Here is a 13,182-nt window from a genome sequence, read left to right on the forward strand (position 1 = left end):
ACGATCCTCAAGGGACTGGAAAGGTTCGAGCAGCGGCCCACCGAGTTTTCCATAGGCGACTGGCTGCTGAAACTGGCTTTCGAGACCATCGAGGCCGAGGCGCGCGCCGCGCGCCGCGCCGTGCCTGAGGATGCCGCCTCCATCGAGGCGGAACCCGAGGCCCCGGCGGAGGATCCGACCGAGGCGGATCAGGCGATGTTCGAGTTCTACCAGCCCGACGAAGTGCTGATGCTGGAGGACCTCCTCGCCGACGACGGCGGCACAGACCCCGAGAGCCAAGCGGATCGGCATAAGATCGCCATGGTGCTGCACCGGGCAATCGCCGATCTTCCGTCGGTCGAACGCCGCGTTCTCTATCGGCTCCACCTCGACAACGCTACGATCGCGGAGACGGCAGACCTTTTCGGCCTGACCGAGACAGTGGTCGCCGAGATCGCAGAAAATGCGGGCGCGACACTACGCGCGAGGCTTGCCGAAGCCGGGTTGGTCAGAGATCCATCAGGCCGCGCGCCCATCGAACGGGAAATCGCTCACACGCAGCGTCTGCCTCAGCCGATCGAGGATCGCCGCCGCGTGGCCGCCGCCCTAACCGGCGAGGAGGCCGGCTCCGACACCTGACATGCAACTCAATAGGAGATCGACCAATGACCATAGCCTCTGAAAACCCGACCGACAAGATGCAGGACATGCTGTGCAGCCTGTCCCGGAATTGGTGGGCATTCGTGTTACGCGGCGTGCTCGCATTGATCATCGCAGTGCTAGCCTTCGTCATGCCTGCGGAATCGCTTCTGGCGCTCACGCTGGTCTTCGGCGCGTTCGCCTTTGCCGACGGCGTGTTCGGCCTCGTCGCCGCGATACGTAACATCCGCAAGGGCGAACGCTGGGGCTGGCTGATGTTCAGCGGCATTCTAGGCATCGCCACGGGCGTCGTCGTGGTTGTCTCGCCTTTTGTCGCGACGCTTGTGCTTGCGACATTCCTCTGGGCCAGCATCGCATTCTGGTCCGTGTTCTCGGGTGCCCTCGAGATCGCGGCAGCGATCCGCCTGCGAAAGGAAATCAACGGCGAAATCTGGCTGATCCTGAGCGGCCTTCTCTCGGTCGTTCTCGGTGTCGTCGTGACCTGGATGCTGCTGACGCGCCCGGTCGAAAGCTTCCTCGCGCTCGGCTGGCTGATCGGCTTCTACGCCGCGGTCTTCGGGGTGATGATGATCCTCCTCGGGCTACGGCTTCGCAAGGCGGATCGTTCGGACGGTGCGGCCTTCGATGACGCTCCCCCATCGGCAAAGGCGTGAGGTGCCCTGTGGTGGATGACGGGCGACTTGCCGGCGAGGAGGACGATTTCACCCGATGGGACGAAACGATCTTCGACCGTTGCCTGAGCACCGGCTTCAATCCGTTCGGCAGCGGTCCGACGCCAATCTTCCTGCGGCACCGGGACGCAGAGGCGCCGGACGCCGATGCAAAGCCGTGCATGCCACCTGACACCGAAAATGCGAGGTGCTGATGTCGAACCGCCTGCCTGACTTGGCATTTGCTGCTGCGGCCGCTGCCTTGGGCATCGGCATCGTTTTCGTTTTTCGTTCGATGTATCTTGCCGAAGACATACTGCCTTTCGCGCAGGAGATGACGCTCATCTTCCTCGGCGCTGTCGTCACGATCATTCTGACCGCGGCGCTTCTCAATCGCCAGACCGATCTCGAGCTTCGCAAGGAAGGAAGGGTCATCATCCTCCAGCAGCAATGCGACATTTACATGGCCTGCATCGAGAAGGTCGCAGAGATCGTGGAAACCGCAAGGCACGATGCGAAGCTGATCGATGAACTGCGTGTTCTCAGCCACAAGCTGGCTGTGGTCGCGAGTGCAGGGGTCGTGTCCAGCTTCGAGCAGGTACTGGAGAGCTTGCAGTCCGGTTTTGCTGACGGCGCGCTCTCGGACGGGGACGGAGAGGGCGTGATGAATGCCGTCGCCGATCTCACGATAGCGATGCGGTCGGACGTCCTGCACGCTGCTGCCTTTCCTTCGCAGAACACCGAACGCGCCGTTCGCCTGAATTCGAGGCGAATGGAAAAACTCGACGATCTCGAACGTCACCTTCTCGTATCCACCGACACCCGGGAGAACTGATATGCGCGGCCATAATCGCCCACCATTCCCGCCGAAAATTCCCGGAACCGATCTGCCATCCTGGGACGTGCCGACGGCAATCATCTACCGTCCTGCCCGTTCCGCGATGACATCGGCGCCTCGGCCCAACTACTGGGTCCTCGAGTTCGAGCCGTCCCGGCCGCCGCAGATCGAGCCGCTGATGGGATACACGTCCAGCGGCGATCCCTATCGTCCGATCCGGCTGAAGTTTCCGGATCGCGACAGCGCCGTGGACTTCGCAGAGCGGCAGGACTGGCATTATGTCGTGCGCGAGGACGCTGGGGGAGCCCGGATGGCGAACCCTTGGGCGGGTGAGACGCGCCACCGGCTGCACAGGGGCGTCGATGCCCCGGGAGCCTTCCGGGTCCCGTTCCGCCCCGATCGCCGCCTCTCAAGAGGCGTCCAGCATGAGAGCACGGCCGACCCGTCTACCAGCGACAGGGAGAGTTTCGATCCGGTCCTCGAAGCCTCGCTCGAATCCTTCCCCGCCTCTGATCCTCCGGCGTGGACGGGTGTGACAATTGCAAGAAAGACGACGGGATGACGGCCAGCTACATGCGCTCGATCTACCGGCTCTACCGCGAGGAGGGCCTGACGGTGCGCAAGCGCCGGGCGCGGCGACGCGGGGTGGGCACGCGGGCGCCGATCCTGGTCGAGGCAAGGGCGAACGCGCGCTGGTCGCTGGACTTCGTGCACGATCAGTTCGCCTGCGGGCGGCGCTTCCGTGTGCTCAACATCGTCGATGACGTGACGCGCGAATGCCTGGCAGCGATCCCGGACACGTCGATCTCCGGTCGCCGCGTTGCTCGTGAGCTGACGGACCTGATCTCCCGACGCGGCAAGCCGGGCATGATCGTCTCCGACCACGGCACGGAGTTCACCTCGAACGCGATCCTCGCCTGGTCGAAGGATCATCGCGTCGAGTGGCACTACATCGCGCCCGGAAAGCCCATGCAGAATGGCTACGTCGAGAGCTTCAACGGCCGGATGCGCGATGAGCTCTTGAACGAGAGCCTGTTCTTCGGCCTCGACCACGCCCGCAGCGCCATCGCCGAATGGAGGCAGGACTTCAACACCGCGAGACCGCACTCCTCGCTCGGATACCAGACCCCGGCGGCCTTCGCCGGAACCCTTACCGCAACCGGCTCCGACGCTTCGCTCGATAAGGGCTTCGCGTCTCCGCCCGTTGCTCAACCCGCGCCCAACGGCGTAACAGAAACGGTCGAGACTCTAATCGCCGCTGGATGAAAGTTCAGTGGCAGGTCACTTTGTGCGCAACTTTGTCTTGCCTGACAACGTTGATTCGACCAAGGTGACGGCTTCGATGAAAGACGGCGCGCTGGAAGTGCGGCTTGTCAAGGCCGAGCAAGCCAAACCGAAACAGATTGAAATCTCAGTCAACTAACTTTAATTAGGAGCCCAAGATCATGAATATCAAACAGCCCCAATCAACCTTCTCCGCACTTGCCCTGGCGGTCGTCGTCGGACTTAGCGGACCGGCTCAGGCCCAATCGGCGGCAGGTTCTAGCCCAGGTGCTGCAGCACCCTCTGCCGCATCCAAGGCGGCGCAGCCACAGGTAGATGACAAGGCCGCCCGGGAAGCCGAAAAAAAGCGTGCTGAGCTCACTCAGGACGCCATCACGGCGCTCACCAAGACCCAGGAGGCTTTGACACTCCTTGATGCAAAGAAGACCAAGGAGGCGCTCGCTGCGCTGGAACTGGCCAGCGGAAAGCTGGAACTGGTATTGGCACGCGACGCCAAACTTGCTTTGGCGCCGGTCGATGTACGCGTCATCACCCACGATATCCACGCCAACGTGGAAACGGTGAAGAAAGCGGTCGAGTTGTCTCGGGAGTTGTTGGGTGATGGCGAGGTGCAAAAGGCCCGGCCCATCGTCGCCAATCTGGCCAGCGAAATCGTGATCGAAACCGACAACCTGCCGATGGCAACGTACCCGGCAGCGATCAAGTCGGCCGCACGGCTCATCGACAGCGGCAAGATCGACGACGCCAAGGCGGAACTCGCCCGAGCACTGAACACGCTGGTGGTGACCTCGGTCGCCTTTCCTCTGCCCGTGCTACGGGCTGAAGCCGCGATGGCAAAAGCTGAAAAGCTGGCCGAGGCCGACAAGCGCGATGCCAAGCAGAACGAGGAGCTCAGCACCTTGCTGTCGTCCGTGCGCACGGAGATCGAGATGGCGCAGATCCTGGGTTATGGCAAGAAGGCGGATTTCAAACCCATCTTCGATCAGGTGAAGTCCATTGAGCAAAAGTCGGCTGGTGGCAAAAGCGGCAAGGGATGGTTCGACGAGTTGAAGACGCGCCTCCAAAAGCTGTTTTGAGGTGATGAAGGGGCCGACTGTTCGGTCGGTCAGTCTCGCGATGTTCGCAGTCAGCCCCAATAGATTCGCCTATTTTCACTAACTCATACGAGGCATATCACCATGAATGAGCAAACATCGAATCCCAATGCGACGAACAAAGAAATAAACGAACAGGCCGCGGTAAGCAGCCTTCCTGTCAGTCCAGAGGCCAAGCCTGAAGTCGTCACGGAGGTACAGCCTGAGGTTCAGAAGGAAACGGACTCGCAGGCGGCAGACAAACGTAGACAAGTCCTCGATGAGGCCATCTCGGCCTTGGCGCTGACCAAATCAGCGCTGGCCGCACTTGACGGCAAGGACGCTGCACGCGCATTGGCAATGCTGGCCGAAGTGACTGGAAAGCTGGAGCTGATTGTTGCGCGCGAACCCACGCTTGCCCTGGCCCCCGTTGATGTGCGCACCATCGTGCACGACTTGTTCGCCAACACGGAAACCATTGAGGCGATGACCGACGAGGCGCTGGATGCCCTCAAACATGGCGAGGTGCAACAGGCACGTCACGTGCTGGCTTTGCTGGCCAGTGAAATCGTGATCGCGGTCACCAACATCCCTCTGGCGTCCTATCCCGCAGCCGTGAAGTCAGTCGTGCCGCTGATCGATCAGGGCAAGATTGAAGAAGCCAAAGCCGCGCTGCAGGCAGCGCTCAGCACGCTGGTCGAGACGCGCAGCGTGCATCCGCTGCCCGCCCTGCGCGCCAGGCTGCTCCTGAAGCGCGCCGAGACCTTGGTAGAAGATAGTCAGCGGAGCGAAGCGTCCAATGAGCGCCTGGAGACATTATTGAACGAAGCGCGGCAGCAGTTGGAAATGGCAGAACTGCTGGGCTATGGAAAGAAGAAGGACTTTGAGCCCCTGTATGCTGAACTCAGGAAAGTCAAGCAAAAGACGGCTGGGGGAGGCGGCGGAAAAGGCTGGCTCGATGAAATCAAGGCAAAGCTGTCCAAGTTGTTCTGAAACCGCTGGATAGGGCGTAAGAGGGGCGCGTCGCGCCCCTCTCTTTGCTCAGGAGTGTATGCTTTTTCACCCCATTAGGCCGCGTGGACGAACCTGATCCATAAGCGGATGCAGCCGAGCAGGGCGAAGCCGAGAAAGCTGGAAGCGGTGTGGTCGTAGCGGGTGGCCACGCGGCGGCAGTTCTTGAGACGGTTGATGAAGCACTCGATGCGGGAACGCAGGGCGTAGAGGCTTCGGTTGACGCTGTGCTGCACCTTGCGGCTCCGCTTGGTCGGGATCTCCGGCTGGGCCCCCCGGTCGCGCGCATCCTGCCGCAGGCGGTCACTGTCGTAGCCCCTGTCACCGAGCAGCACGCCGGGATCGCTGTCGCGCTCGGCCATGAGGTCGTCATAGGCGATTAGGTCGTGGGCCTCGCCGGGCGTCAGCACGACGCTGATGGGCAGGCCATCGGCATTGGCACGCAGGTGGAGCTTGGTCGAGAAGCCGCCGCGCGAGCGGCCGAGAGCCTGACTTTGGGTCCCCCCCTTCCTCCGGCAGCGCAGTGGTGCGCCCGGATGATGGTGCTGTCGATCATCTGGAGCATGTCGGCCTCGCCGCCGCTGTCGGCGAGCGCCTGCAACAGCACGTCCCAGATGCCGGAGGTGGTCCAGCGCCGGAACTGGCGGTGGACCGAGTTCCACTTCCCGAGTTCCTCGGGCAGGTCACGCCACGGCGCGCCGGTTCGGGTGATCCAGAAGATGCCGTCCAGCGTGCGCCGGTGGTCCTTCGGTGGGCGGCCGCCGCGGGCCGACTGCTCCGTCAGGAACGGGGCGAAGATCGCCCACTCCGCATCCGTCAAACGATCCCGAACCAAGGCCGACCTCCTCTCCAGAGGTCAGCCTCGAATCACGTCATCCGCCTCGGGGGAATCCCCCTTGTGCCGGTTCGTCCACGCGGCCTAGTCCGACTCTACGCAGGCCTGCAGTCACCTATCGCAACTACTACCGCGACGAGGGAATATACGGCTTCCTGCCGGATGGGCGAAGGAAAGGAAAAGGAAATCCATGGATTTGATGCAACTGCTCTGGCTGTTCTTCATCGTCTCCGCACTGCAGCCGGCACTGCAGAGGAAGTATCTGGAGGCGATGCGCACTCGGAAGATCGCTCAAATCGAGAGGATGCGCGGAAGCCGGGTGATCCTGATGATCCATCGGCAGGAGACGATGAACCTCCTAGGTTTTCCCCTGGTTCGCTACATCGACGTTAACGACTCCGAGGAAGTCCTGCGCGCGATCCAGCTGACGGACGCCGAAATGCCGCTCGACATCGTGCTGCACACCCCCGGCGGACTGGTCCTCGCTGCCACGCAGATTGCTCGCGCCATCCAGGGGCACAAGGGCAAGGTCACAGTTTTCGTGCCTCACTACGCCATGTCGGGGGAACGCTGATCGCTCTGGCCGCAGACGAGATCGTGATGTGCGACCACTCCGTGCTGGGCCCGATCGATCCGCAACTCGGCCAAATGCCCGCGGCTTCACTCATCAGGGTCGTCGAGCAAAAGCCGATCACGGAAATCGACGACCAGACGTTGGTCTTGGCCGATGTCGGTCGAAAGGCGATCGCCCAAGTCGAGACCGTAGCGCGACGGCTCCTGACCGACAAGATGGACGAGGAAAAGGCGGCGACATTGGCGGCGCAGCTGGCCACCGGCACCTGGACGCACGACTACCCTATCTCTGCGGAAGAGGCGCGCGAGATGGGGCTGCCGGTACGGACCGACATGCCCGAGGAAATACTCGAGCTGATGACCCTCTATCCGCAGCCCGTCCGCCGTCTGGGCGGCGGCGTCGAATACCTGCCCGAACCCCGCCACCGAGAGGCCCGGCGGGCCACGACCTCGCGCTGAACGGCGCCGCCCTGCCTGCCCCTCCGAAACGACACTCAAAGGGGGAACAGAATGCCCACCGTTGCTTGCCCGAAATGCAGTTCCGTCAATCGCGTTCCGCAGGAACGACTGACGGATAACCCCAGCTGCGGCCGCTGCGGCGCCGCCCTGTTCGAGGGCCGGCCAGTCACACTGACCGCCGCCAGTTTCGACCGACACGCCGATGCCGATCTGCCCCTGCTCGTCGATTTCTGGGCGGAATGGTGCGGGCCATGCAAGATGATGGCACCTCAGTTCGAGGCTGCGGCGCGTTCGCTCGAACCCCAGTTCCGTCTCGGCAAGCTCGATACCGAAGCCGAACAGCAGATCACCGACCGTTACGGGATCCGCGGCATTCCCACCATGATCTTGTTCAGGGGCGGCAAGGAAATCGCGAGGACGAGCGGTGTAATGCCTGCCGCGCAGATAGCGCAGTGGGCGCGGTCGCACGTTTAGAGTATACAGGTATTGGCATTTCCTGCGACATGATATCAGGAGAAGAACATGCATGGCGTGACTGGATTTGCCGAAAGTGCGGCCTTGTTGGTTTGCGCCGCGTTCGTACTCGTGACGATATGTTCACGGATTGGCGTGCCTAGCATCGTCGGTTACATTCTTGCCGGTATAGTCATTGGACCCGCTGGCCTCGGCCTGATTGCGGAGAGCGCTGCCCTGAGCAGTATTGGCGAAATCGGAGTGGTGCTGCTGCTGTTCGCGCTCGGCCTGGAATTCTCCTTCGAGAAGCTCGTAACACTCAGGAAGCATGTCTTCGGTCTTGGGGCTGTACAGGTTTCAGTCACGACGATAACGGTTTCGTTGGTAGCGAGTTTGGTCTTCGATCTCGCATCAGTTTCCGCAATCCTCATCGGCGGGGCCGTTGCGATGTCATCCACAGCCATGTGCCTCAAGGTGCTCGCAGGCGCGAACGCTCTTGGATCGGCTCATGGGCGCTTGGCCATCGCAGTGCTTCTGTTTCAAGACTTGGCAGCTGTCGCATTCCTGCTTCTGCACGATTCGATGAGTGGAGCCGCCGAGGGACATGGCGTGATAACGGTCGTCGCCAGTGCAATGGCATTGGTTGCAGCTCTGTTCACTGCCCGTGGCCCGTTGCAGGTGCTTGCCCGTTGGGTAGCGTCGCGTGGCGATCCGGAGCTTGCCCAACTCCTCGCACTTACCATTGCGCTCGGGTCTGCGATTGTCGCGGCCTCCGCCGGTCTTTCTCCGGCACTCGCTGCATTCACGGCCGGCATGATTATCGGCGAGGGTGACGCGCGCCATGCTGTCGAGAACGAGATTCGGCCCTTCCGCGATTTGTTTGTCGGGATTTTCTTTGTCAGCATCGGGACTCAATTGCCACTTTGGATCATTCCATCTGCATGGCCTGTCGTGCTGATCTGGCTCGCGATTATATTCGCGGGCAAGACGCTGATCGTTTTGGTCGTCGCCCGACTATTCGGCGAAGCGCTTCAGACCTCATTGCGGACCGGAGTCATCCTGGCCAACGGGGGAGAATTCAGCCTGATGTTGCTATCGGTTTCCTCGACGTCGGGCATTGTCGCCAACGAGTTCGCCGGCCCCCTCCTCCTCGCGATTGGAGTGAGCATGTTGGCTGGAAGTCTTATGATTAGATGGGCGGGGTCAGGCCTAGGACCAATCGACATTAGGCCCTGTTGACAAAGTATGGCAGCCATATCTTTGCGGCGGCCAAGGCGAGAAATGCTGACACTCTAACCAAGCAAAGTCAGCCTTCGGCCCCCATTGCGGTCATCACGGGCCGAAGGGATTGAACCGCTCCGGGTTTGCCGGAGGCTCCAACTCTTGAGTAGGATGGAGCATCATGAGCAAGACGACGAACAAATTTTCCCCCGAAGTGCGCGACCGTGCGGTGCGGCTAGTCCTCGATAACGAAGGTCAGCACGGATCGCGGTGGCAGGCGGTGATGTCGATTTCCGCGAAGATCGGCTGTGCGCCCCAGACCCTGAACGAGTGGGTCAAGAAGGCCGAGGTCGACAGCGGCAAGCGCGCGGGCATCCCAACCGACATGGCCGAGAAGATGAGGACGCTGGAGCGGGAGAACCGCGAGTTGCGTCAGGCGAACGAAATTCTTCGTAAGGCGAGCGCGTATTTTGCGATGGCGGAGCTCGACCGCCGGTCGAAGTGATGGTGTCGTTCATCGATGCACATCGGGGAATGCATGGGGTCGAGCCGATCTGTGGCGTGCTGCCGATCGCCCCTTCCACCTACTATGAACGTCTGGCCAAGCGGGCCGATCCGGCACGGCTGTCAGACCGTGCCCGCCCGGATGAGGCGCTGCGCCCCGAGAAGCCGCGCGCCACGGCCTCCGACCAGAGCAGTACGACATTGATGCCCTGATAGGGCAGGCCGTTGTGGCGCAGGGGCCGCGTGATGCGTCCGGCGCCGTTCGCGGCGCTCCACGGCTGAATCCACGGGCGAACACCGCGTTCCAGGTCGGCGACGATGCGATCTGTGATCCGCGCATAGACGTCGACGCGGGACTTTGTTTCCTTACCAGTCATGATTCGAACCTCCGTTGGAGGCCGCGCCCATCGCGGCCCGTCACGGCGGTCCGCCGCGGAGGCCCGCACGGCCGCGCATCCGGTTGAGGTTCATGAGCGAGATGACTGGCGACGCGCCGGACCGGAACGTCAGTGGAGGACGGCCACGCCGTTGCGCTGCCGCGCAGGCCGGAGCATGGACCGAAAGCCGAGACGGGCGGCGATGGCCGCCCGCATTTCTCCTTTCCGCCCTTCTTTTCGCGTCCGCGCTGCGCGACATGAAAAAAGCCGGTCCCGAAGGACCGGCCGGAATTGGTCGGAGAGGAAGAAAGGCGGGGCCGAAGCCCCGCCGGCGGCATCACTCGAATGCCGCCATCTGGACCTCGGCCGCCTTGCGGCTGACGGTCTCGCCGGGATGCTCGGGCTGACGCTCGAACGGCTTCCAACTCTCGCCGACGACGTGCTCGTAAGCGGCGATCGCGCCTTCGGCCGCCATGCGCAGGGCGTGCGCCTGCACCCCGACTTCGGCGGCGAACTCGCGCTTGCGCTGGGCCGCGGAGTCGAAGCCGACGGGTCCGTCGAGGTCCTCGTCGCGGGCGTCGTTGGCCAATCGCGCCGTCGCCTCGCGGGCGTCGGTCACGGCCCGGCTGTAGAACTGCCCGGCGCCGTGGGCGGAGCCGACATAGGAGCCGACGATTCGCTGCAGGTGGATCTGCATGGCGCGTTCGCTGAGGCCCTCGCCGAGCACGTCCGCAGTCTCGGTGATGAGCCGCTGATGCAGATCGCGGATGCCGTCACTGTCGAGGATGGTGAGACCGAAGCTCTCGGCGATGCGGGTGGCCTGCGCTGCGTCGGGGCAGACGAGCCGGATCATTTCGACCGTGGTGCCGCGCCGAAGCTGGACAACGCGGGCGCTGGGGCGGGATGCGCGAGCGGTCTTGGTCATGGGAGTGCCCTTTCCTGGTTGCGCCGTCGGGGTCGATCCGGCCCCTGCCGGACCCCCTTCGGGTGCGGTCGCCCGGCGCCGCCGGCACGAGGGCCGCTTCAAGACCCGGAAGCCGCCAGGCGAGCGAGGTCCGGTTGCGGACAAGCGGGGCTCCAGCCCTGCGCAGGCCGCGGCCGGGCCTTGTCGAGATTGGCGGGCTCCGGCCGCTTGCGGCTTGGTCTTGAAGCGGACCGCCGGGGGCGCAGACCGCAGCAAACCCGAGGGGCGGGCCGACAGGGTGCGGGCCGGGTTGGCGATGCCGGAAAGGATGGACCTGGCCACGCCGATCACCACGCTCACGACACGCCGTGCTTCTTGTTCCAGCAAATCCACGACCTTCTAATGGTCAAGATTCCCGGCGACGACGAGCCGCATCAGGTTCTGCTGATGCTCGACGAGTTCTATCACGTCGGCCGAATGGATTCGCTGATTTCCAAGATCACGATCAGCGCCGGATATGGCTTCCGGATGGCAATCGTCATGCAGGACCTCGCGCAGCTCGACGAGCTTTACGGCAAGAACACCCGCATCACCACAGTCTCTGGCTCGCAGATCAAGCTGTTCATCCAGATCAACGATCTTGAGACTTCGGACTTCGTTTCCGAAATGCTTGGTGAGACCACGCAGGTCTATAAGACGCCGATCCAGCGGCCGGGCCAGGGCATCTTCGCGCCCCGAGTCTGGTCGCCGCACTACACACCGCGCCCCCTGCGCAGCCCGCTCGAGCTACGGGAAATGTCGGCGCGCCTTTCCATCTTGATGGTAAAAAATTCTCCGTCGTTCGAGCTGACCAAGATCAGGCACTACTTGGACAAGCCATATCGCGGTTATTACGAGCGCGCGAGAAGCGTCCCGCCGCCTCTGCCCAGATTGCGGGTCTGGCATGATGAATCCCTTCAGGGAGCGATTAACCCCGGCCCCGACACGTCACATCTGGAGCCAACGGAGGCGGCCGCTGCCCGCGCACCGGCGCGATCTGGCAAAGTCTCGCCCCGCCGGCCGGCTCAAACCAGTGCGCCGAAGGCAAAGAGGCCCAGCGCCGCCGCAAAGGAAGCCCGTGCGCCCCTTGTTCTGACCACGGCGCCGGCGCCGGCGCCGCAGCCCCGCAAGGCTCTCGAGCTCGGCGCTGGCCCCCCCGCTCCCTCAGGAGAGACCTGCAATGTGCGGGATATCCTTGCTGCGGCGAGGCGGGACGAGGCTGACGATTTCGCGGCAATGACCAATATCGTAGTAGACGCACCTGGACCTAGACTTCGCCAGGCAGAGCAGACCCTTAAAGATCTACATAGTGAGTTCGGAGAAGAGCGCTGAGGCTTTGAGGCGGCTAGAGAGCGCGCCGCGAGGGACGCTAGATGCTTCTAAGAGCCCGCGCAGCTACAGTCTCAAAAGCTCCCTTACGTCGCTAAATTCATTTCGCTGAGCCGTGCGTCTTATCAATTCTCAGACGCTGCCATGAGCTTACGCGAGGAGTTTGATTCTGATCGCCGTCGCAATGGCGTGCGCCTTGTTTACCGCTCCGAGCTTCTCCCGCGCGGCGGCAACGTGCTTCAAAACCGTTGCGCGGGAGATGCCTAGAATAACCGAAATCTCCCAATCCGTTTTTCCTTCACCCGCCCACACGAGACAGTCCGACTCTCGCGGCGTCAAGGCTGCAGACAGTCGCCTGCGTGCGATTCTGTGATGCAGATAGCTCCCGACCGCGTAGCTTGCGGCGAAATTAAGCGCCGCAACCTCACTTGGCTCCACAGCGTACGCCGGGCCACCGAAAGACACCGCGGCGACGTCACCTTCGATCGTGGGAATCGGCACGACGTAGCCGTCCCGGAGCCCGAACTCGGACGCCTCTCCACTAATGAGTTTGACGTTCTGTCTTTCACGATCGGTTTTATAGGCGTCAGCCCACGCAAAGGGTGCCCGATCATATATCAATCGAGAGACGATGGGATCACGAAGTACATAGCCGTTGTCGTTGTATCGGATCGTGTCCCAGGGCGTGGTGTAGCAGGGTAGCGGTGGTCACCAGTGTTTTCCGGTAGGGTCGGGTTGTTCAAGACCAACCTGAAGGACACCACCGATGACCGACGACATGATGAACCTGCGCTCACTCGTTGAGAAGAGCGCCGACGCCGATTTGCTGCGCGAGATGATCGGCTTTGCTGCCGAGAAGTTGATGATGCTGGAGGTCGGCACGAAGACCGGCGCGGGCTATGGCGAGAAGAATGGCTTCCGACTAGCCCAGCGCAACGGCTATCGCGACCGGGACTGGGAGACACGTGCTGGCACAGTCGAGCTTCGTATCCC

At 62.5% G+C, this 13,182-nt stretch carries 12 protein-coding genes, 6 pseudogenes and 1 other annotated feature; of the genes and pseudogenes, 14 read left to right on the forward strand and 4 right to left on the reverse strand.

Going from position 1 to position 13,182, the window contains the following annotated elements:
• The 8 genes and pseudogenes from H512_RS27380 to yfdX2 all read left to right on the forward strand — a co-directional run.
• Positions 1 to 618, forward strand: a pseudogene (locus tag H512_RS27380) (flagellar biosynthesis protein FliA); the annotation flags it as partial.
• A 26-nt stretch (positions 619 to 644) separates the two neighbouring features.
• Positions 645 to 1,292: an HdeD family acid-resistance protein gene (locus tag H512_RS0119250; RefSeq protein WP_026784811.1), complete on the forward strand. Its 648-nt coding sequence runs from the start codon at positions 645 to 647 to the stop codon at positions 1,290 to 1,292.
• Positions 1,293 to 1,503: 211 nt separating this feature from the next.
• Positions 1,504 to 2,124 (forward strand): hypothetical protein, encoded by a 621-nt coding sequence (locus tag H512_RS0119255; protein ID WP_012754161.1) that lies wholly within the window; start codon positions 1,504 to 1,506, stop codon positions 2,122 to 2,124.
• 1 nt (position 2,125) lies between these two features.
• Complete coding sequence (locus tag H512_RS0119260) at positions 2,126 to 2,689, forward strand: NADH dehydrogenase ubiquinone Fe-S protein 4 (protein ID WP_012754162.1); 564 nt, start codon at positions 2,126 to 2,128, stop codon at positions 2,687 to 2,689.
• 14 nt (positions 2,690 to 2,703) lie between these two features.
• Positions 2,704 to 3,393 (forward strand): annotated as a pseudogene (locus H512_RS25055) (IS3 family transposase); the annotation flags it as partial.
• A gap of 13 nt (positions 3,394 to 3,406) precedes the next feature.
• Positions 3,407 to 3,550 (forward strand): annotated as a pseudogene (locus H512_RS26610) (Hsp20/alpha crystallin family protein); the annotation flags it as partial.
• A gap of 22 nt (positions 3,551 to 3,572) precedes the next feature.
• Complete coding sequence (gene yfdX1, locus H512_RS0119270) at positions 3,573 to 4,487, forward strand: heat resistance protein YfdX1 (protein ID WP_012754163.1); 915 nt, start codon at positions 3,573 to 3,575, stop codon at positions 4,485 to 4,487.
• Positions 4,488 to 4,589: 102 nt separating this feature from the next.
• Positions 4,590 to 5,477, forward strand: a complete 888-nt coding sequence (gene yfdX2, locus H512_RS0119275) for a heat resistance protein YfdX2 (protein ID WP_026784812.1) — start codon at positions 4,590 to 4,592, stop codon at positions 5,475 to 5,477.
• A gap of 74 nt (positions 5,478 to 5,551) precedes the next feature.
• On the opposite strand, the gene H512_RS26615 is transcribed toward yfdX2, so the two are convergent.
• Positions 5,552 to 6,330, reverse strand: a protein-coding gene (locus H512_RS26615) for an IS5 family transposase (RefSeq protein ID WP_425414192.1) whose coding sequence is annotated in 2 segments (ribosomal slippage) — positions 5,552 to 6,006 and positions 6,006 to 6,330 — 780 coding nt in all. Because the reading frame shifts where the segments join, the coding sequence is not laid out codon by codon here.
• Positions 6,331 to 6,529: 199 nt separating this feature from the next.
• On the opposite strand from H512_RS26615, the pseudogene H512_RS25060 reads away from it, so the two are divergent.
• The 4 genes and pseudogenes from H512_RS25060 to H512_RS0119305 all read left to right on the forward strand — a co-directional run.
• Positions 6,530 to 7,362: pseudogene (locus H512_RS25060) on the forward strand (SDH family Clp fold serine proteinase).
• A gap of 51 nt (positions 7,363 to 7,413) precedes the next feature.
• Positions 7,414 to 7,836 (forward strand): thioredoxin TrxC, encoded by a 423-nt coding sequence (gene trxC / locus H512_RS0119295; RefSeq protein ID WP_011982916.1) that lies wholly within the window; start codon positions 7,414 to 7,416, stop codon positions 7,834 to 7,836.
• 48 nt (positions 7,837 to 7,884) lie between these two features.
• Positions 7,885 to 9,054, forward strand: coding sequence for a cation:proton antiporter domain-containing protein (locus tag H512_RS0119300; protein WP_026784815.1), 1,170 nt, complete (start codon positions 7,885 to 7,887; stop codon positions 9,052 to 9,054).
• A 163-nt stretch (positions 9,055 to 9,217) separates the two neighbouring features.
• Positions 9,218 to 9,702: pseudogene (locus tag H512_RS0119305) on the forward strand (transposase); the annotation flags it as partial.
• Positions 9,499 to 9,615, forward strand: a sequence feature (AL1L pseudoknot). Its footprint overlaps the pseudogene before it by 117 nt.
• On the opposite strand, the pseudogene H512_RS26620 reads toward H512_RS0119305, so the two are convergent.
• Positions 9,699 to 9,917, reverse strand: a pseudogene (locus H512_RS26620) (ArdC-like ssDNA-binding domain-containing protein); the annotation flags it as partial. The pseudogenes H512_RS0119305 and H512_RS26620 sit on opposite strands and share 4 nt — an antisense overlap.
• A 337-nt stretch (positions 9,918 to 10,254) precedes the next feature.
• The gene (locus tag H512_RS0119320; RefSeq protein WP_006023694.1) at positions 10,255 to 10,842 is read right to left on the reverse strand and encodes a hypothetical protein; all 588 of its coding nucleotides are present in this window, start codon (positions 10,840 to 10,842) and stop codon (positions 10,255 to 10,257) included.
• A 381-nt stretch (positions 10,843 to 11,223) separates the two neighbouring features.
• On the opposite strand from H512_RS0119320, the gene H512_RS25070 reads away from it, so the two are divergent.
• The gene (locus H512_RS25070; protein WP_245585461.1) at positions 11,224 to 12,192 is read left to right on the forward strand and encodes a TraG/TraD/VirD4 family protein; all 969 of its coding nucleotides are present in this window, start codon (positions 11,224 to 11,226) and stop codon (positions 12,190 to 12,192) included.
• 147 nt (positions 12,193 to 12,339) lie between these two features.
• Here H512_RS25070 and H512_RS25075 read toward each other — a convergent pair whose 3' ends face one another.
• Positions 12,340 to 12,861, reverse strand: a complete 522-nt coding sequence (locus H512_RS25075) for a helix-turn-helix transcriptional regulator (protein WP_084798633.1) — start codon at positions 12,859 to 12,861, stop codon at positions 12,340 to 12,342.
• Positions 12,862 to 12,955: 94 nt separating this feature from the next.
• Between H512_RS25075 and H512_RS0119335 the strand changes: the two genes are divergently transcribed.
• Positions 12,956 to 13,182: transposase (locus H512_RS0119335; protein ID WP_026784817.1), on the forward strand; the 227-nt coding region annotated here is incomplete at its 3' end.

Source organism: Pleomorphomonas koreensis DSM 23070, from assembly GCF_000425185.1.
Taxonomy (GTDB): Bacteria; Pseudomonadota; Alphaproteobacteria; order Rhizobiales; family Pleomorphomonadaceae; genus Pleomorphomonas; species Pleomorphomonas koreensis.